At 32.6% G+C, this 17,853-nt stretch carries 21 protein-coding genes and 3 pseudogenes; 4 read left to right on the top strand and 20 right to left on the bottom strand.

The window, feature by feature from the left end:
- Nucleotides 1–83 precede the first annotated feature (83 nt).
- The 13 genes and pseudogenes from AAHN00_RS14375 to AAHN00_RS14315 form a co-directional block, all read right to left on the bottom strand.
- Nucleotides 84–233: a hypothetical protein gene (locus tag AAHN00_RS14375; protein ID WP_342271673.1), complete on the bottom strand. Its 150-nt coding sequence runs from the start codon at nt 231–233 to the stop codon at nt 84–86.
- 449 nt (nt 234–682) lie between these two features.
- Nucleotides 683–1,390, bottom strand: a complete 708-nt coding sequence (locus AAHN00_RS14370; protein ID WP_342270905.1) for an IS6 family transposase — start codon at nt 1,388–1,390, stop codon at nt 683–685.
- 21 nt (nt 1,391–1,411) lie between these two features.
- Nucleotides 1,412–1,798: a transposase gene (locus tag AAHN00_RS14365; protein ID WP_342271672.1), complete on the bottom strand. Its 387-nt coding sequence runs from the start codon at nt 1,796–1,798 to the stop codon at nt 1,412–1,414.
- Between the two features lie 333 nt (nt 1,799–2,131).
- Nucleotides 2,132–2,362, bottom strand: a complete 231-nt coding sequence (locus AAHN00_RS14360) for a hypothetical protein (RefSeq protein ID WP_342271671.1) — start codon at nt 2,360–2,362, stop codon at nt 2,132–2,134.
- A 285-nt stretch (nt 2,363–2,647) separates the two neighbouring features.
- A pseudogene (locus AAHN00_RS14355) lies at nt 2,648–3,778 on the bottom strand (IS110 family transposase); the annotation flags it as partial.
- 281 nt (nt 3,779–4,059) lie between these two features.
- On the bottom strand, nt 4,060–4,263 hold the full coding sequence (locus tag AAHN00_RS14350) for a hypothetical protein (protein ID WP_342271669.1): 204 nt from the start codon (nt 4,261–4,263) through the stop codon (nt 4,060–4,062).
- A gap of 424 nt (nt 4,264–4,687) precedes the next feature.
- Entirely contained in the window at nt 4,688–4,930 is a 243-nt protein-coding gene (locus AAHN00_RS14345) for an exodeoxyribonuclease VII small subunit (RefSeq protein ID WP_410521396.1), read from the bottom strand.
- 7 nt (nt 4,931–4,937) lie between these two features.
- Nucleotides 4,938–6,128 carry a fatty acid desaturase gene (locus AAHN00_RS14340; protein WP_342271668.1) on the bottom strand — a complete coding sequence of 397 codons (1,191 nt, stop codon included), beginning with the start codon at nt 6,126–6,128 and terminating at the stop codon, nt 4,938–4,940.
- A 91-nt stretch (nt 6,129–6,219) separates the two neighbouring features.
- On the bottom strand, nt 6,220–6,672 hold the full coding sequence (locus tag AAHN00_RS14335) for a hypothetical protein (RefSeq protein ID WP_342271667.1): 453 nt from the start codon (nt 6,670–6,672) through the stop codon (nt 6,220–6,222).
- Between the two features lie 67 nt (nt 6,673–6,739).
- On the bottom strand, nt 6,740–7,132 hold the full coding sequence (locus AAHN00_RS14330; protein ID WP_342272695.1) for an IS630 family transposase: 393 nt from the start codon (nt 7,130–7,132) through the stop codon (nt 6,740–6,742).
- Nucleotides 7,119–7,679 carry an IS630 family transposase gene (locus tag AAHN00_RS14325; RefSeq protein WP_342270961.1) on the bottom strand — a complete coding sequence of 187 codons (561 nt, stop codon included), beginning with the start codon at nt 7,677–7,679 and terminating at the stop codon, nt 7,119–7,121. The genes AAHN00_RS14330 and AAHN00_RS14325 overlap by 14 nt, the downstream gene beginning before the upstream one ends.
- The gene (locus tag AAHN00_RS14320) at nt 7,673–8,122 is read right to left on the bottom strand and encodes a helix-turn-helix domain-containing protein (RefSeq protein ID WP_342270962.1); all 450 of its coding nucleotides are present in this window, start codon (nt 8,120–8,122) and stop codon (nt 7,673–7,675) included. The genes AAHN00_RS14325 and AAHN00_RS14320 overlap by 7 nt, the downstream gene beginning before the upstream one ends.
- 243 nt (nt 8,123–8,365) lie before the next feature.
- Nucleotides 8,366–9,346, bottom strand: coding sequence for a transposase (locus AAHN00_RS14315; protein ID WP_342271025.1), 981 nt, complete (start codon nt 9,344–9,346; stop codon nt 8,366–8,368).
- A gap of 177 nt (nt 9,347–9,523) precedes the next feature.
- Between AAHN00_RS14315 and AAHN00_RS14310 the strand changes: the two genes are divergently transcribed.
- Nucleotides 9,524–10,075: a winged helix-turn-helix domain-containing protein gene (locus AAHN00_RS14310; protein WP_342271666.1), complete on the top strand. Its 552-nt coding sequence runs from the start codon at nt 9,524–9,526 to the stop codon at nt 10,073–10,075.
- Between the two features lie 186 nt (nt 10,076–10,261).
- On the opposite strand, the gene AAHN00_RS14305 is transcribed toward AAHN00_RS14310, so the two are convergent.
- The 3 genes from AAHN00_RS14305 to AAHN00_RS14295 all read right to left on the bottom strand — a co-directional run bounded on the left by AAHN00_RS14305 (nt 10,262) and on the right by AAHN00_RS14295 (nt 12,392).
- On the bottom strand, nt 10,262–11,446 hold the full coding sequence (locus AAHN00_RS14305; protein WP_342270912.1) for an IS3 family transposase: 1,185 nt from the start codon (nt 11,444–11,446) through the stop codon (nt 10,262–10,264).
- Between the two features lie 75 nt (nt 11,447–11,521).
- Nucleotides 11,522–12,190, bottom strand: a complete 669-nt coding sequence (locus AAHN00_RS14300; protein WP_342271665.1) for a hypothetical protein — start codon at nt 12,188–12,190, stop codon at nt 11,522–11,524.
- Between the two features lie 46 nt (nt 12,191–12,236).
- Nucleotides 12,237–12,392, bottom strand: coding sequence for a hypothetical protein (locus AAHN00_RS14295; RefSeq protein ID WP_342271664.1), 156 nt, complete (start codon nt 12,390–12,392; stop codon nt 12,237–12,239).
- A gap of 422 nt (nt 12,393–12,814) precedes the next feature.
- Between AAHN00_RS14295 and AAHN00_RS14290 the strand changes: the two genes are divergently transcribed.
- Nucleotides 12,815–13,207, top strand: coding sequence for a transposase (locus tag AAHN00_RS14290; RefSeq protein ID WP_342271663.1), 393 nt, complete (start codon nt 12,815–12,817; stop codon nt 13,205–13,207).
- Between the two features lie 701 nt (nt 13,208–13,908).
- Here the strand turns inward: AAHN00_RS14290 and AAHN00_RS14285 are convergent.
- The 4 genes and pseudogenes from AAHN00_RS14285 to AAHN00_RS14270 form a co-directional block, all read right to left on the bottom strand.
- Nucleotides 13,909–15,093, bottom strand: coding sequence for an IS3 family transposase (locus AAHN00_RS14285; RefSeq protein ID WP_342270912.1), 1,185 nt, complete (start codon nt 15,091–15,093; stop codon nt 13,909–13,911).
- An 83-nt stretch (nt 15,094–15,176) separates the two neighbouring features.
- Nucleotides 15,177–15,437: pseudogene (locus AAHN00_RS14280) on the bottom strand (transposase); the annotation flags it as partial.
- A complete protein-coding gene (locus AAHN00_RS14275) occupies nt 15,438–16,328 on the bottom strand; it encodes an IS982 family transposase (RefSeq protein ID WP_342270981.1) in 891 nt (296 codons plus the stop codon).
- A gap of 182 nt (nt 16,329–16,510) precedes the next feature.
- Nucleotides 16,511–16,726: pseudogene (locus tag AAHN00_RS14270) on the bottom strand (transposase); the annotation flags it as partial.
- 136 nt (nt 16,727–16,862) lie between these two features.
- Between AAHN00_RS14270 and AAHN00_RS14265 the strand changes: the two are divergent.
- Both AAHN00_RS14265 and AAHN00_RS14260 read left to right on the top strand, forming a co-directional pair.
- On the top strand, nt 16,863–17,093 hold the full coding sequence (locus AAHN00_RS14265) for a hypothetical protein (RefSeq protein WP_342271662.1): 231 nt from the start codon (nt 16,863–16,865) through the stop codon (nt 17,091–17,093).
- Nucleotides 17,094–17,106: 13 nt separating this feature from the next.
- Nucleotides 17,107–17,814 carry an IS6 family transposase gene (locus tag AAHN00_RS14260; RefSeq protein WP_342270905.1) on the top strand — a complete coding sequence of 236 codons (708 nt, stop codon included), beginning with the start codon at nt 17,107–17,109 and terminating at the stop codon, nt 17,812–17,814.
- Nucleotides 17,815–17,853: the final 39 nt, after the last annotated feature.

Raw genomic sequence — 17,853 nt, 5'->3', positions numbered from 1 at the left:
TTTTTAGGATATTATACTATAATTATAGAGTCAAGAAGGTTTTAAACAGTTGATAAACAAATTACAAATTTTTATCTATTACGTCAATTTGGGATAAGGATATTGTGAACATGTAGATTAAAATCAAATTTTGTTGAAGATTTATTTTTCTTTAATGAGTAAGCAACAAGAGTAGATAATATATGGACCAAGGAATTTATTGGTGATCTATGTCTAGTATGTTCAAGGTTCATTTTATAGTCACCTTTTTGGTTAAAACCCCCAGCTTCAGCTGGGAAAGACTTCAGTCCTTGTTCTAATATTTCAATTCACTATAACTTGAATATATGATATTTTAATATACATAAGAGCAAGCTCTTCATGTATATTAAAATATCATATATGACAGATTATAACAAGACTAGCCACACTGTATTTTACCATCGCTTTCATGTTGTTTGGATCACTAAATATCGCTACAAAAGTATTGCAGGGTAACTTATAAGAATTAGGATCAGAGAGATAGCACAGGCATTAGTAATATCTCTTTAGAGTAATAGCGACTTCCAGTCTAGATATCAACCCACCAGCTTCAGCTGGTTGTTATTGAGTTTTTAGATAATCAAAAACTGTTTCAATTAAGGGTTTTGTCGCATCTATAAATCATACTATATCAAGATTGTTAAAACTAAGGTTTTGGACATTATGATGCCATTAACATAGCAAAATTCTCAAAAGTAGAAAGATTATCATTAGCTCCAATTATTTGTCTTTTTTGCATCATACGAATATTTTCTATACCGGTAATAGTCATTTCTGCAGAATGAAAACTCTTAAAACCAAGCATTGGCTTTGTACGTTTTTTGATAAACCTATGATCTTGTTCTACAAGATTATTCAGGTATTTGGTCTGAATAACCTTAATTTTATAATCTTTAGGAACTTCTGTATTCAAATCATTAAGAGCAGCCGTATTACTACCGCTTTTATCAATTACTACTTTCTCAGGAAAATTATTCTCTCTAAAGGCTTTACGAAAAAATGCAAGTGCTGCAGGCTTGTCTCTATGCTTACGTAGCAGAAAGTCTACAGTATTACCAAGACTATCTAGTGCTCTATATAAATAAACCCATTTACCGTTTAATTTAATATAAGTCTCATCCATTCTCCAACTACTACCAACTGGCTTCTTTCTTTTTCTAACCACCTGATCTATCAATGGTACAAATTTTATAACCCATCTTTGTAATGTAGAGTGATCAATTTTTGCTCCCCTTATACTCATCATTTCTTCCAAATCTCGATAACTTAAAGAAAATCGGCATTTCATATAGACAAATAACATTATTATTTCTGGTGAAGAACAAAATCCTTTGAAATATGATAATAATCTTGCAGTAATACGAAACATCTTAACATCTTTTTTAGATCATTATATCAATCTTTTTTCTATTGTCCAACATATGCGACAGAACCATCTTCTTATGCTAGTTTCCGACATCGCTATATCTGTTTCTATATATTCCCACCCACAGAAATATTGCCAATACATGTTTTCTTTTAGTTCTTCCTCTGCTAATGAATCTGAAAAATTATACATTGCTTGTAGCATCGTTACACCAAGCATCACTCTATGACATTTTCTATTTCTACCAAATCTCTTAATAGAAACATTTTTTGATAACCATTCTTCTAGACCAGACCAATTTATTAATTCTCTTAATTTATATAGCTTATTATTTGAGTTTAATTCTTCTTTTAATTTATAACCAAAAAGTTTTCCTTGTTTTTGTGATTTGATAATATTTTCTATTGGCATATTGACTGAAATCCATAAGGTTTATTAGCATATTTTAACATTTTCTTATGGATTTCTTTATTATTTTCTGCCATTAAACCCTATTATCTATAAGACTTATAGAGTTTTGCCGGACAGACTAGTAAATGTACACCTAGTTTGCTTGCCTATTATACTCGATGAAAATCAAGAATTGTGTCGTCATTATCCAAGATCTGCGGTGTGCACATACTATATGTCACACTGACTGAACAAAAAGGTTAGGTTGGTTGCACAAAGTGTAACTTAAACAATTTTATGATTAAGAAACCAAAAAATTGCTTAGAACGACTATAAGCTTGTTTAATTGATCTCCTAACAAACTGCTCCTCCCAAAGATTCTATTTTAACCACACTAAACCCTAATCGTGTTGCCTGTTTTTGTAGGTTTTTCACCATTGTTTCTTGATATTGTTTTTCATAAACCTCAATTCCCTGTTCTACATAGTCTTGACCATATTTTAACAGCCGATAAAACATACATGCCAACTTCCTTGCTGTAGCAGTAATAGCTTTTGGTGTTCCAGCCCTACTTTTTATAGTCACCTTTTTGGTTAAAACCCCCAGCTTCAGCTGGGAAAGACTTTAGTCCTTGTTCTAATATTTCAATTCACTATAACTTGAACATATGATATTTTAACAAGACTAGCCACACTGTATTTTACCATCGCTTTAATGTTGTTTGAATCACTAAATATCGCTATAAAATACTGCAGGGTAACCTAAGAGTTAGGATCAGAGAGATAATGCACAGGCGTTAGTAATATCTCTTTAGAGTAATAGCGACTTCCAGTCTAGATATCAACCCACCAGCTTCAGCTGGTTGTTATTGAGCCTTCTGTAAAATCCTGCTAATGCTGATTTACCTCTACCTAGGTTAAGAGCTGCCATCCTGAAAGCCATACTTGCTTTATTTTCTACCTTTTTTGTTCTCGTATCAAATACTTTACCACCAGTAATTTTATTAGCAGGACTTAAACCAAGCCAAGAGGTAAAATGTTTCTCTGTACTCCATCTGTCCATCTCTAACCCCACTTCTGATATTATCGTTTGTACACTTAACTCACTTAACCCTGGGATTGTGGTAAAATCTACTCCTGCGGCATTATATAATGATTGTTGTAAATCAAACTTTGGGGAGTTCCTGCTCTTGCGTTGCTTTTTACTATTTGTTAAATCACCATCACCACGTTTATCAAACTTTTTGTAGCATATTTCTATTGCTTCGTCACACTCACTGATTTGTTTTAGGTAAAATTCATAAATATCTAATTCTTGCTTTAATACTATAAGATGCTCTTTGCGGTAATCTCCTTCTAGTGCTTTGACGATAGTCTTTTCATCACTTTTTATACGATAGTCTCTAAATGCAGCTAATTTATTTGCATCTCTCTCGCCCTCTATAATTGCTTTTATTATATTCATTCCTGTTACGCCTGTTATATTGCTAATCACATGATGTAACTGGATGTTCATTTCATTCAGTGCTTTCTGCATACGGTTTACATGGGTTGTAGCATTTTTTCTTAATCTATCTCTTTGTCTAGTAAGAGTTCTTAATTCACATATTTGATCTTGTGGACGAAATGAACCACTTAATAATCCATAGCTATGAAGTTGTTGTAACCACTGGCAATCCTGAACATCTGTTTTACGTCCAGGTACGTTTTTTACATGCCTAGCATTTACTAATATTACTTCAAAGTCTCTAGTCTCTAAAATCTGAAATACTGGAAGCCAGTATACCCCAGTTGATTCCATAGCTATTGTCTTTACCCCACATTTTCTTAACCAATCCGCCATTTCTCTCAAATCACTGGTAAAAGCGGCGAATTTTCGCACGTTCTTTTCGTCCCTATCAGCTGGTACGCAAACGTAATGTTCTCTAGAACCAATATCAATACCCGCTGCATCAGGATTAATTACAGATAATTTTTGTTTATCATTCTTTTTATTTGTCATATCATTTCCTACGTTAAAAATTAGACCGAGCTAATTTTAAGTTGGAGTATTGAATGAAAAAATTAATCTCCTAAACGAAGTCTCTTATGTATCATAAATACATAATGCCATCAATGATATTACCAACAACTCCAAAACCATGCTTATACACGGGCTGCTTCCGCTGCACCATTGAAACTTCCGGTTATAGCTCTTTAACCAACTCGGCTAACTGCAACTTTAACACAGGACAGCCGTAAATACTATACAATGAGGTTGATAGACCACCAACAACAGTTTGTTTATGTTATTACATAATGCACTGCATTTTGTTTGGTGCTTATACCTAACTGTAGTACAGAATAACTCCTACATCCTAGCATTTTCTTCATTTTTATCGGTTGCTCTTGCTCTCCAATTGTTCCTATTTTTATTGTCCCACTTTGGGAGAAAAACCCCGCACTTGCAGTGCGTCGTTTCAACATAAATTTTAAATATCTTATCAAGAAAAGATAAGATATTTTTTTAACAAAATCTTACACTTCACAGATATATTCTTTTTGTGTTGTGACACTTTTTAAATGAACCATACACAAATAGTTTCTAACTTTTAAGTTAGTACATACATGAGGCATTCATGCCGTAATATTAAGCTCTGCACTTGCAGTGCAGAGTGGTTAACTGCCATTGCATAATAGAGTATCACAGATTTTTTTGTATTCAATCTAAAATACTCTATTTACTAGCTCTTTCAATTATTCCATCTCTTTTGTCCAGTAGTGTGACTATATATACGCTCCGCTCGCTCCTCGACTTGGTAATTCCCGCTACTATCATGATTTTGATTCTATCAACTCTTTATTTACAAGCAGTATATATAGGCTTCGCTCCAGCGTTCCTGCTATCCAATTCTCCTGAATTGACTATAAATTAGGACTCTACCTTTTCTATAGTAATGGTTGAATCTGGCAGTTTAGTGATTTTTTCAATCTTTAAGCGAGCGGCTTGTAGTTTCTTTTCACAGTGATCTTTTAGTAAGACCCCTCTTTCAAAACTATTAATTGATGAATCTAAGCTTTCTTCTCCCGTATCAATTTTTTTTACAATTTCTTTTAGTTCAGCTAAGGCAGCTTCAAAGCTCATATTTCCAATAGATTTTAAGTCTGATATCATGCCCCCCCTAGTTCCTAATATACTTTCTATCTAGCTCGTTATATAGTCTATAAATTGCAATTTCTCGATCTTTAATCTTTTTACTAGCAATTTTTAGTAATCTTTCTGATGACTTTTCAGTTAATTGGATTGATGAATGTAGCCGTTCAGCAAGCTTCTTCAGTGATTCTTGAATTTCCATAAAAGATTTTTGTAATTGAGCTTTAATAGATACAGAAGAATTCTCAAGCTCATTAAGCTTTACATACACATGTTCTACCAGTTGATTAATTTTATCTTGCAGTAAATTTAATTGTTGTTTGCGTCCCTCTATTAGGTATTTACTAGTCTCATTTATCTTGGCTTGTATTCTGATTTTGGAAGTAACTTCTAAATTCCAAGCTAGTCCAAGTTTGCTCATTACGTATATTATCCATTTATGGACATCAAAATGATACCACTTAGCACCATTGCGATAATCTGATGGGAAGGCATGGTGGAAATTATGCCAGTTTTCACCTAATAAGAACAAAGCCATCCACCAAATATCTCCTGCAGTACCTTTATAATATTGTTTACTACCAACGAAATGACATAGAGAATTAACGCAAAAAGTTGCATGTTGTTGCAGTGCTCTACCAATACCAATAAACAAGAAACCAGCATAGGCAGAGATGATAGTACCACCTATTAAGTAACCTATTAATGCTGGAAATACAATATTCATAAACGCAGCAATTTGCCAATAATATTTTAATTGCCATCTTAGCAATTTGTTTCTACCAAGTTTAACCATAGTAATTCGGTCAATGGACTTATAGCTGCCATCAATGATCATCCACCCAATATGTGACCATAAAAATCCTAAAATTCTATTCTCAAACTTCAATGGGCTATGCGGATCTTGATCTTTATCAGTATAAGCATGGTGTTTGAAATGATTAGATGCCCAAGATAATACTGGTCCTTGTAACGTACCAGCTGACATCATAACAAGAATAAATTCCACCATCTTATTTGTTTTAAAGGCATGATGTGACCACAGCCTATGCAACCCAACACCAACAGCAATATTAGAACCATAATAGCCAGCTATAAACAAACTTATCTCAAATACACCTATTTTATGGCTAACATAGTATTTTATACCCAAATATGAAAGTATAATTGGGTATATAATTAGCACAAAGAAAATGGACCAAACGATTCTTTTTAGCATATATCTAATCTTTAAATAAATTAAATGTCCTTAACTCCATAGTTACAATATAACATATTGCAACATATTGCAATATGGAACATATGCAATATTACATTTTACGTTTCCATAATTTGTTAAACATCCGTTGTCCGAAATAGAAACTAATAATACCGGCAAAAATAGCCTGATCGTCTATATTCCATAAAACATCAAGATATTCTACAAGGATCGCCGTACTCTGTATGGTTCTATATTGTATATATTTGATGTAGGCATACATAATAAAAAAACTATAGGCAAGGACAGGGCGAACTGACCCATTCAATGCGTCAACCCAATTAACGCCTGATTTATATGTTGAATATAAAGTATTATTTTCAGCAATGTCTTTTGAAGCATCAAGCTCTGTCAGTAGCTTTGTATGTCCTAGTTTATTGATTTCAATTTGTCGATCTAAAAGATTAAGTGCATGTTTTTTATCATTTTGATCCTTTAGAATTTTTAAAATCTCCGGAATAATTGAGCTAATAAAGCCCGTTATTGAAGCAAGTAGTGTAATCATAAAATGCTCATTAAGTTTTAGTATAATATAATTATAGTAAAGTTTTTCTCTGCACTAATATACTCAATTAACCTGAAGAGTTGGCAAAATGATTAAAAGTTATAGTCTGAAATTGGTCAGTTATAAGAGTAAGCAAATTACCTTTGTATTGATCAATATTAGCAAAAAATCTATCTATAGCTTCTGAGAATTGAGCAAAATTATGGTAAAATTTATTATTTGTTACAATTCTATGCATAAATTTCCATAATCGTTCAATCGGATTAAGATTAGGGCTATAGGGTGGTAAAAATACTAATTCTATTTTGCTATTTACTAGATACTCCTTTACTTTCTTTGACTTATGATACCCAGCATTATCACAAATTAAATATATCTTCTCTTTATTAGGATTTTCTGCTTCTAATTTTTGTAAAAAATTGATTATATAATACCAATTGCAATAATTAACACGGTGTATTTATCCAGTCTCTATACATAATTGATTTTACTAAATCTACATTATGAGCAAGTTGATTCCAAGCGTAACAAGCCATAGTGACGATATCTTCATATACACCATAACATTGGTTAGACAAGTAATGATTCTTGATCCATTCCCAAACTTGTTCCATTGCATTAAGTTCCGGTGCATAGGGCGGAAGCGGTATCAAAGTGATATTGCTTGGCACAGTTAGTTTTTTGGCTGTGTGCCAACCTGCATTATCCGTTAGTAAAGCTATATGTCGGTTGCCTTGAATACTGCGAGAAAGGTCTTCTAAGAATTTATTCATTGCCTGTGTGTTTGCATATGGTAAAATTAATGCAAAAGCTTCTCCTGTATCATGGCAAGCAGCTCCATAAATATATGTTGAAATGAATTGCTGTTGCCGAACTTTACGGGGTCTAGTGCCACGCTTAGCCCATATACGAGTTAAGCTACCTTGTTGCCCAACTCGAGTTTCATCCTGAGACCATATATCAACTTTACATCTATCGATATTTTTTGGTAATAATTCTGTTAACATATCTGGAAAGTTTTTTTATATGTATTTTGAGTCTCTTGATTTGACTTTGGATGCATTGAACGAGAAGTAATCCAGCTAAAACCAAGGCGGTGCATAGTATTGTAGACTGTTTTTAACGCACATTTAGCACCATATTCCTCAAGTAACATGATATGTAACTCCTTTCCAGTTATATACCCACCAGTTTTACTTTCACTGAGCGTATTGATTTTATCAAAAAGAGCAGACTCTTGTATAGTGTTAATCTTCCTAGGGGCACCGCTTCTTTGTGATTCAAATAATCCTTCAAAACCATGATTCCTAAATCTTCTGAGCCATGATTGCACAGTTTTCCAGTGTGACTTCACTATTGCAGATATGGCTTTAAAAGATTTGCCTAATTGAAGGTGATACATCGCCAATAAACGTATACGATTTCGACCATGCGGCTCATGTTTCATCATTTTTATAAAATCATGACCTTCAAAACCTTGCGGTAATATTAACCTAGCTATTTGATTACCTTTTATCAGTTAAAAACCCATTTTATAACACTGCGTTAATTATTGCAATTGGTATAATCACCGCTTACTTTAGGATTATCTGTGCTAACTAATTGCAAATCAGATAAATTAATTGCTCCTATTAAATGCTTACTTTTCCAGCCACTAAATGTTGGTAAAGTTTTATTTTCAGGAGTTTCGCAGTTAGCAAAATTGCGAATCAGCTAAAAGGCATCTAATGTTGTTCTGAATTGATGTTTTTATAACTTCCCAAGTTTGTTGATATAAAGTAATTTTTTCATTTATCCTCCTTTTGTTCATATCGAGCCAAGCAAATACGGCAAGGCAAATATGATTTCTCTGAGCTCGACCCGTGCGTGCCTGACAGCGTTCAATACCACAAGTTTGTTTTAATTCTCGATGATAAACTTCTATAGACCACCGTGCCTTAACAATTTTCTCTATTTGTTCACGTGTTGGATTTTCTAAGTTAGTTGTTATGTAATCAATGCGACCATTTTTTGCCACAAACTTAAATACCGTAACCCAACCGTATCCACGTAGGTGAATTTTTAGTCCCTCATCAGGAATCTCTAAACTTTCTAAGCTAACATTATGATTAACTTTTCTATTTTTTCTTAGGTTACTAACCCATGTCCAACCTAAATTACGTATATGTTTCAAATTCTCCAAACCGCTATACCACGCATCCATTACTACTGCATCAGGATTGATCCCTCTTTCCTTAGCTAAAGTAAGCATATCACAAAAATGCTCATTCTTTGTTTTTCCATCAGTTTCTTTATCATATATTCTATAATCTACAGGGGTAGATTGATCAGTTTTAGCATTGTAATGCAGTAAGTTGACCATCCCTATACCAGGTATAACATCATGTACAGCTCCAGAATATTGATAATGTACAAGCTCAATTTTCTTACTGTATTGCTTTGACAATAACGTGTCATCTCCCACTAATAAACAAGAAGCTTCCCTATCAATATATTTTGACACTTCTCTGTAGATCCCGCTAGGGCGGAAATCCTTACTATTTAACCATCGACTTGCACTATCATGAGATAGGTTTATTGGACTTACTTCAGATAATGCTTTACCACTATATCTTACGCTACTTGCTTGTAAAAATGATTTATATAAGTCTTTGCTACATTTTGATCTTGCCATGCTTAACTAAAACTCTTTCTTGCTAGATTAACATATTTTTTGCTAAGTGCGAAACTCCTGATTTTGATTCTTTCTGATCGAACCATAACGGGCTTTTGTTTGATACTGATACTAATTATCTTTCAAAATAGAATTAATATGGTATAATGAGGTTATAAAATAAAAATAAAAAAAGTAATGTCAGGTTATCAATATGTTTATCCACCTGAAACAATTTGTCGGATGGAATTTTTGTTAAAATTGGCACCAGAACTAATAGCGTTTCGCAAGATACAATGTATTTATTTGCGTGCCAAGTTTTCATATTTACCTAAGCAGATTTCTGAAATTACCGGTTTAAGTATTAGTCGAGTTAGGCAAATTCATACTGCTTATTATCAGCAAGGAGAATCAGTATTAAAAGAAACTAAAAGAGGAGGTAGGAATCATTGTTATATGGATGAGTCTAATGAAAGTAAAATACTGAAATCTTTTAATCATAGGGCATCTCAAGGAGAAGTTGTAGTAGTCAGAGAAATACAGAAAAAATATGAAGAGGTTTTGCAGAAGAAAGTAACTAAATCAGCAATCTACAAACTTTTACATCGTCATCATTGGCGTAAAGTTTTTCCCCGTCCTCATCATCCAAACCAAAATAAAGATAAGATGGAATCTTTTAAAAAAACTTCGGCTCAGTGGTTACCGCCGCCAATGTCCGGTCTAAGTCGGAGGGACTTGAGTTACAAGTGATGTTTCAAGATGAGTCTCGTTTTGGACGAATAAATGATATAAAAAGATGTTGGAGTTACAAAGGTAACAGACCTGCTGTCGCTAAACAAGTTATCCGGGAATATAGTTATATTTATGGAGCATGAAACTGGACTGATTTTTCAAGACAAATTTTTCACTAATTTTGTTTCCCATTTTACATAATTTTTAAGCTGCATTTTGTAAGTAATCAAGATACACGTTCATCGGTTTTTTATAACCAATACTTGAATGGAATCTTTGATTGTTATATTTATCCATGTATTTATCAATACCATCTTTAAGTTCTGCGATATTTTTAAAATCATTTATAAATATACAATTATATTTTAAAGTTCTAAAAAATCTTTCAATCACAATATTATCAATGCTTCTACCCTTACCGTTCATTGAGATTTGTATATTATTCTCTTTTAGAATTCCCGTATGCTCATGTCCAGTATATTGACTACCCTGATCACTATTGAATATTTGTGGTGCAGGGTATTTATTCAGTGCATCTTTTAATACATCGGTTACAAGTGATGCATCCATAGAATTAGATACTTTATAACTTAGTATTGCCTTACTATGCCAATCTATAATCGCCACAAGATACATAAATCCTCCGTTAGTTCTAATATAAGTAATGTCACCACTCCACACTTGATTAACATAAGGTACATGAATAGTTCTATTCGTTCCTGATTTGTGCCAGTACGGCTCAAGCAAATAGCTATAAATTTTATGTTGACCATCCTTCACAGAAGTAGATTGCTTTTTATGAGGATGAATAGCTTCTATACCCATTATTCCCATATATTTAAGCACCCTATCTCTGCCCACATTAAAGCCGTCTTCCAATAATTGTTTGTATATATAACGATAACCATACTCAGGGTTATCCGTATATATTTCATCTATTCTATTTAAAATATCAAGATTATATAAGCTCATTACTTTAGCTTTATAATATACTCCAGATCTGCTTATCTTTAATAGTTCACATTGCCTTGTCTTTGCTAACGTACTCAGCTTGGGGTCGACAAGACTTTTCTTATTTGATAAGTCCAAGCTGTTTAGCTTTCCCACCGCCCAGTCCCTCTCGACTGTAGCCTTACCTAATGCTTTTGCAAGTTCATCGTTTTGATTCTTAAGTTCACTAATCTGCCCTTTGTACTCACTAACAGCTTTTGCTGGCTCAAATGCCAATGACGCATTATCTAAAAATTGTCGTTTCCAGTTTTGCATAGTTTTAGCCGTTACTTCATATTTGACCGATAACTGACCTATTGTTGATTCTTCTTTTAACATCTCTAATACTATTTTAGTTTTTGCTTCTGCACTAAAATTTTTAATTTGTTTTTTACCCATTTGTTTCTCTTTAATTTTATTTATTATTCTATACTTATTGAGAAACAAAAATACCTGCTTCTTTGTCTAATTTTTTCAGTCCATTATACCATTGTAAATTTTGCTTTCTATAGTTTTAGTGTTACCTATTTGCATATCGGCAAAACATTTATTCAACTTCATCTTGCCACCGTTGAAATGCTTGACTTTCTCGCTTTTTCTTAGCCTAATAGCAAAAGGTAATTTTTGGATTCCACCCATATATTGCAACCATTCTTCCCCAACAAATTCCCGATCGGCAAGGATAAGCTCTATCATTTCCTTAGGTATAATTGTTAAAATTTGCTCAATCAATTTCTTTCTTTCATTAGTAGAAGAGTTGCCTTTTTTATCAAGTAACAACCATGCTATAGGAATTGAAATATTACCATAAACAATGGTTGCAACAAAAAAATTCAAATTTTTAATACCAAATTGCCAGCTGGTTCTATCTATGGCAAGGCTAATTTTACCTGTTAGACAGAGCAATTTAACAATAATTTTTCCTAAACTTATAAAGCACATATTTTGTTCTAAAAGCAAACGCTCAACTTTAACAATCTTGGCATGCAAATTGCCTTTAGAAGCGACATACAGTGCTAATTCTTTGATTCTCACAGTTTTAGCTTTTACTACTGCACAAATTAATTCTGCAAATGTTTTAATTCGTGCTGGGTGCCAATCTAAAAATATGTATAATATTTGGTATAGTGATTGAGAGTCCATTAATACCTCCTGTTGCTTATTCTCAGCGGAGATTAGTTACTCTCAGTCACTTATTCAATTTATTGTCCCACTTTGGGAGAAAAACCCCGCACTTGCAGTGCGTCGTTTCAACATAAATTTTAAATATCTTATCAAGAAAAGATAAGATATTTTTTAACAAAATCTTACACTTCACAGATATATTCTTTTTGTGTTGTGACACTTTCTAAATGAGCCATACACAAATAGTTTCTAACTTTTAAGTTAGTACATACATTAGGCATTCATGCCGTAATATTAAGCTCTGCACTTGCAGTGCAGAGTGGTTAACTATTTTAACCCTCCTGTAAAATCTGTGGGGTACTATGATACTCGGTGAACTTCAAGAATTGGCGTTGTCGTGTCTAAAGATCTCCGCTGCTCACGTACTAATGTACGCTCCGCTGCTCGACTTTGACACTCCTAGCTCTTCTTGAAGTTGACCTTCGTCTACCAACTATTCATTTACGAGCAGTATACGTCAAATAAGTCACAATAGACGTCAGTTCGGGATAAGATATAGATGAAATAGTAATAGATAAAAGGATTGTCAAAAAGGAGTGCCTGCAGTATTTATATTTTTAAACAAAAAAACAAACTACAGGCATGAGAAAAGATATCACAGAATTATATAGTTTTATAGATGATTTTTGTAAAATTTATTTGGAGTATGAACAGAGAAAGTTATTACCATCAAATAAGCAAAGAAATCGCTGTTGTAGCATGAGTCTAAGTGAAATGTTAACAATAATAATTATGTTTCATACATCCTATGCTAAGAATTTTAAATTTTTCTATAAAAGTTATATAGAGTGCATGCATAAGGATGATTTTCCCAAAGCCTTGAGTTATAATAGATTTGTTGAATTAATGGCACGATTATTCATACCGCTAAATATGTTGATTCATTTGTTGTTTGGTGAGGAAACAGGTATTTATTGTCCCACTTTGGGAGAAAAACCCCGCACTTGCAGTGCGTCGTTTCAACATAAATTTTAAATATCTTATCAAGAAAAGATAAGAATGAATCATACAGATATTTTTTAACAAAATCTTACACTTCACAGATATATTCTTTTTGTGTTGTGACACTTTCTAAATGAGCCATATACAAATAGTTTCTAACTTTTAAGTTAGTACATACATTAGGCATTCATGCCGTAATATTAAGCTCTGCACTTGCAGTGCAGAGTGGTTAACTTACTATAGGATAGTATTAGAATAATATCTGTTAACTAATGTCAAGCAAATAATAACAATACTTTAAATATTTAGGAACTTTTTTGTAAACTAACTTAGTCTAGATAGCATTCATGTAATCTGAGTTCGATGTAAGACATCGGTTTAATAGCCCCGATGTCACCTCTAATAGAGATAATACTGATAATTTGTTACACCGAACTTAGGTTAAATTACCTTATATTTGACAACAAATTTTTGCTTTTGAATAAACTCATGATTAGCTATATCTTGAATATATCTACCAATAATATAACTCTTTTTATTAGACTTCTTTCGAAACTCTACTTCTGCTGGTGATTTGGACAATGATGCGGTACTCGAATCCGTAACACGTCAATTTGGGATAAGGATATTGTGAACATGTAGATTAAAATCAAATTTTGTTGAAGGTTTATGAAACTGGACTGATTTTTCAAGACAAATTTTTCACTAATTTTGTTTCCCATTTTACATAATTTTTAAGCTGCATTTTGTAAGTAATCAAGATACACGTTCATCGGTTTTTTATAACCAATACTTGAATGGAATCTTTGATTGTTATATTTATCCATGTATTTATCAATACCATCTTTAAGTTCTGCGATATTTTTAAAATCATTTATAAATATACAATTATATTTTAAAGTTCTAAAAAATCTTTCAATCACAATATTATCAATGCTTCTACCCTTACCGTTCATTGAGATTTGTATATTATTCTCTTTTAGAATTCCCGTATGCTCATGTCCAGTATATTGACTACCCTGATCACTATTGAATATTTGTGGTGCAGGGTATTTATTCAGTGCATCTTTTAATACATCGGTTACAAGTGATGCATCCATAGAATTAGATACTTTATAACTTAGTATTGCCTTACTATGCCAATCTATAATCGCCACAAGATACATAAATCCTCCGTTAGTTCTAATATAAGTAATGTCACCACTCCACACTTGATTAACATAAGGTACATGAATAGTTCTATTCGTTCCTGATTTGTGCCAGTACGGCTCAAGCAAATAGCTATAAATTTTATGTTGACCATCCTTCACAGAAGTAGATTGCTTTTTATGAGGATGAATAGCTTCTATACCCATTATTCCCATATATTTAAGCACCCTATCTCTGCCCACATTAAAGCCGTCTTCCAATAATTGTTTGTATATATAACGATAACCATACTCAGGGTTATCCGTATATATTTCATCTATTCTATTTAAAATATCAAGATTATATAAGCTCATTACTTTAGCTTTATAATATACTCCAGATCTGCTTATCTTTAATAGTTCACATTGCCTTGTCTTTGCTAACGTACTCAGCTTGGGGTCGACAAGACTTTTCTTATTTGATAAGTCCAAGCTGTTTAGCTTTCCCACCGCCCAGTCCCTCTCGACTGTAGCCTTACCTAATGCTTTTGCAAGTTCATCGTTTTGATTCTTAAGTTCACTAATCTGCCCTTTGTACTCACTAACAGCTTTTGCTGGCTCAAATGCCAATGACGCATTATCTAAAAATTGTCGTTTCCAGTTTTGCATAGTTTTAGCCGTTACTTCATATTTGACCGATAACTGACCTATTGTTGATTCTTCTTTTAACATCTCTAATACTATTTTAGTTTTTGCTTCTGCACTAAAATTTTTAATTTGTTTTTTACCCATTTGTTTCTCTTTAATTTTATTTATTATTCTATACTTATTGAGAAACAAAAATACCTGCTTCTTTGTCTAATTTTTTCAGTCCATTATATATTTTTCTTTAATGAGTAAGCAACAAGAGTAGATAATATATGGACAAAGGAATTTATTGGTGATCTATGTCTAGTATGTTCAAGGTTCATTTTATTTTTTAGATAATCAAAAACTGTTTCAATTAAGTTACGCTTTCGAAGTAAGATTTTTTCTTTCAAATCCATTAATTTATTTTCCATATTCTTCTTAATTCCATGAATCATTTTTAAGCCTCTTTCATATAAATTTAAGAACAAATTTTGCTTAATATAACCTCAGTTTGATGTAAGAGGAAGGTTGAGATTGTTTAATTTTCCAAAAGCTACAGAAATTTTATTAGGCTTAAAAACATAGGCAAGCAGTCCAGCTAATACGTTAGTTTGAAAATTCATAACAGATCTGTGCCTTGTATGGTCTATATGACAAAGGTTTTTTAGTTGATCGTTAATGGTTTCAATAATATACCTTTTATTTAAAAACCGCTTTTTAATAGGATCTATTATTTTTTCTTTCATATTACTTTTAATTTTTGTTATTAGTTCTAAACCTTGATTAGCAAGGGATTGAGTGAGTTTTTTACTGATATACCCACGATCACCAAAAAGCCAGCCTTGTAATTTATCTACTAAATTTTCCACCACTGCTCTATCATCAACATTTCCTGGAGTTAAAGAAAAACTCATAATCTCTCCGCAACTGTTAATGACAATATGTAGCTTACAACCAAAGAACCACCCAGTGGAAGTCTTACCTCTTTTTGCTATGTCTTTGAATACTTTATGTCTATTAATTCTTAAATTATGGCAAGCAGGAAGTTTAGTAGAGTCGATATAATATTGACCAGTTTGTTTTCCTGATAGGCTTTTTAGCAGTAACACCATGGGCATGAAGCTCATTGGCATTAACTGAATAAAACGACTATAGCTCACAAGTTTTGGAAATTCCTTTCTATAACTTTGACATAGGCAGCATAAATAAAAATCTTTAAAGGTACGGTAGTGACTCAAGTGAAACATTACTATAATAGTAATAATCTCTGAGAGTCCTATACTGCAAACTACTTTACGCTTACGGTTAGGATTTGGTAATATATATTTATTTTGCTCCGTATCAAAATGCTTGCAAAAATCATCAATTAAGCAGAAAATCTCCGTAAGAGGGATCATAATATATTCTCCAATTTTGTTGTTATTATTCGAGAACTTTATAATCCCTCCCTTCTTACTTTTCAAATATTCTTTCTCCTAACACACTAGTTTAAAAGAAGGTTTTATTTTTACCATAGCTCACCACCAACAGTTTGTTTATGTTATTACATAATGCTTAGCATTTTGTTTGGTGCTTACGTCAAACTCAGGTTAATATAACCTTTATCAGCTGCTATAATTCCAGTTAATCTTTTTGTTAACTCCGGTACTGGAACCCTATCATCTACATTGCCTTTGGTCACTTTTAATGCCATAAACTCCCCTTTATTATTGATTATTACATGTAATTTAAAACCATAAAAATACCCCATAGAGGATTTACTATGTTTGGCTAATCCTTTAAAAACTTTATTGCTATAACGCCTTTTATTGTCCCACTTTGGGAGAAAAACCCCGCACTTGCAGTGCGTCGTTTCAACATAAATTTTAAATCAGGAGTTTCGCACTTAGCAAAAAATATGTTAATCTAGCAAGAAAGAGTTTTAGTTAAGCATGGCAAGATCAAAATGTAGCAAAGACTTATATAAATCATTTTTACAAGCAAGTAGCGTAAGATATAGTGGTAAAGCATTATCTGAAGTAAGTCCAATAAACCTATCTCATGATAGTGCAAGTCGATGGTTAAATAGTAAGGATTTCCGCCCTAGCGGGATCTACAGAGAAGTGTCAAAGGTTCTGTCGCATATGTTGGACAATAGAAAAAAGATTGATATAATGATCTAAAAAAGATGTTAAGATGTTTCGTATTACTGCAAGATTATTATCATATTTCAAAGGATTTTGTTCTTCACCAGAAATAATAATGTTATTTGTCTATATGAAATGCCGATTTTCTTTAAGTTATCGAGATTTGGAAGAAATGATGAGTATAAGGGGAGCAAAAATTGATCACTCTACATTACAAAGATGGGTTATAAAATTTGTACCATTGATAGATCAGGTGGTTAGAAAAAGAAAGAAGCCAGTTGGTAGTAGTTGGAGAATGGATGAGACTTATATTAAATTAAACGGTAAATGGGTTTATTTATATAGAGCACTAGATAGTCTTGGTAATACTGTAGACTTTCTGCTACGTAAGCATAGAGACAAGCCTGCAGCACTTGCATTTTTTCGTAAAGCCTTTAGAGAGAATAATTTTCCTGAGAAAGTAGTAATTGATAAAAGCGGTAGTAATACGGCTGCTCTTAATGATTTGAATACAGAAGTTCCTAAAGATTATAAAATTAAGGTTATTCAGACCAAATACCTGAATAATCTTGTAGAACAAGATCATAGGTTTATCAAAAAACGTACAAAGCCAATGCTTGGTTTTAAGAGTTTTCATTCTGCAGAAATGACTATTACCGGTATAGAAAATATTCGTATGATGCAAAAAAGACAAATAATTGGAGCTAATGATAATCTTTCTACTTTTGAGAATTTTGCTATGTTAATGGCATCATAATGTCCAAAACCTTAGTTTTAACAATCTTGATGTAGTATG

Origin of the sequence: Candidatus Tisiphia endosymbiont of Parasteatoda lunata (assembly GCF_964030955.1) — a bacterium.
GTDB lineage: Bacteria > Pseudomonadota > Alphaproteobacteria > Rickettsiales > Rickettsiaceae > Tisiphia.
This window is presented reverse-complemented; position numbering and strand designations above follow the sequence as displayed.

What these genes read in the sequence shown, in the direction of transcription:
- AAHN00_RS14370 (WP_342270905.1), bottom strand. Translation starts at nt 1,390, where the DNA reads ATGTTTCGTATTACTGCAAGATTATTATCATATTTCAAAGGATTTTGT.
- AAHN00_RS14275 (WP_342270981.1), bottom strand. Translation starts at nt 16,328, where the DNA reads ATGATCCCTCTTACGGAGATTTTCTGCTTAATTGATGATTTTTGCAAG.
- AAHN00_RS14365 (WP_342271672.1), bottom strand. Translation starts at nt 1,798, where the DNA reads ATGCCAATAGAAAATATTATCAAATCACAAAAACAAGGAAAACTTTTT.
- AAHN00_RS14265 (WP_342271662.1), top strand. Translation starts at nt 16,863, where the DNA reads ATGGCAAGATCAAAATGTAGCAAAGACTTATATAAATCATTTTTACAA.
- AAHN00_RS14290 (WP_342271663.1), top strand. Translation starts at nt 12,815, where the DNA reads ATGAGAAAAGATATCACAGAATTATATAGTTTTATAGATGATTTTTGT.
- AAHN00_RS14315 (WP_342271025.1), bottom strand. Translation starts at nt 9,346, where the DNA reads ATGGCAAGATCAAAATGTAGCAAAGACTTATATAAATCATTTTTACAA.
- AAHN00_RS14340 (WP_342271668.1), bottom strand. Translation starts at nt 6,128, where the DNA reads ATGCTAAAAAGAATCGTTTGGTCCATTTTCTTTGTGCTAATTATATAC.
- AAHN00_RS14260 (WP_342270905.1), top strand. Translation starts at nt 17,107, where the DNA reads ATGTTTCGTATTACTGCAAGATTATTATCATATTTCAAAGGATTTTGT.
- AAHN00_RS14300 (WP_342271665.1), bottom strand. Translation starts at nt 12,190, where the DNA reads ATGGACTCTCAATCACTATACCAAATATTATACATATTTTTAGATTGG.
- AAHN00_RS14310 (WP_342271666.1), top strand. Translation starts at nt 9,524, where the DNA reads ATGTCAGGTTATCAATATGTTTATCCACCTGAAACAATTTGTCGGATG.
- AAHN00_RS14325 (WP_342270961.1), bottom strand. Translation starts at nt 7,679, where the DNA reads ATGTTAACAGAATTATTACCAAAAAATATCGATAGATGTAAAGTTGAT.
- AAHN00_RS14335 (WP_342271667.1), bottom strand. Translation starts at nt 6,672, where the DNA reads ATGATTACACTACTTGCTTCAATAACGGGCTTTATTAGCTCAATTATT.
- AAHN00_RS14320 (WP_342270962.1), bottom strand. Translation starts at nt 8,122, where the DNA reads ATGATGAAACATGAGCCGCATGGTCGAAATCGTATACGTTTATTGGCG.
- AAHN00_RS14375 (WP_342271673.1), bottom strand. Translation starts at nt 233, where the DNA reads ATGAACCTTGAACATACTAGACATAGATCACCAATAAATTCCTTGGTC.
- AAHN00_RS14305 (WP_342270912.1), bottom strand. Translation starts at nt 11,446, where the DNA reads ATGGGTAAAAAACAAATTAAAAATTTTAGTGCAGAAGCAAAAACTAAA.
- AAHN00_RS14285 (WP_342270912.1), bottom strand. Translation starts at nt 15,093, where the DNA reads ATGGGTAAAAAACAAATTAAAAATTTTAGTGCAGAAGCAAAAACTAAA.
- AAHN00_RS14345 (WP_410521396.1), bottom strand. Translation starts at nt 4,930, where the DNA reads ATGATATCAGACTTAAAATCTATTGGAAATATGAGCTTTGAAGCTGCC.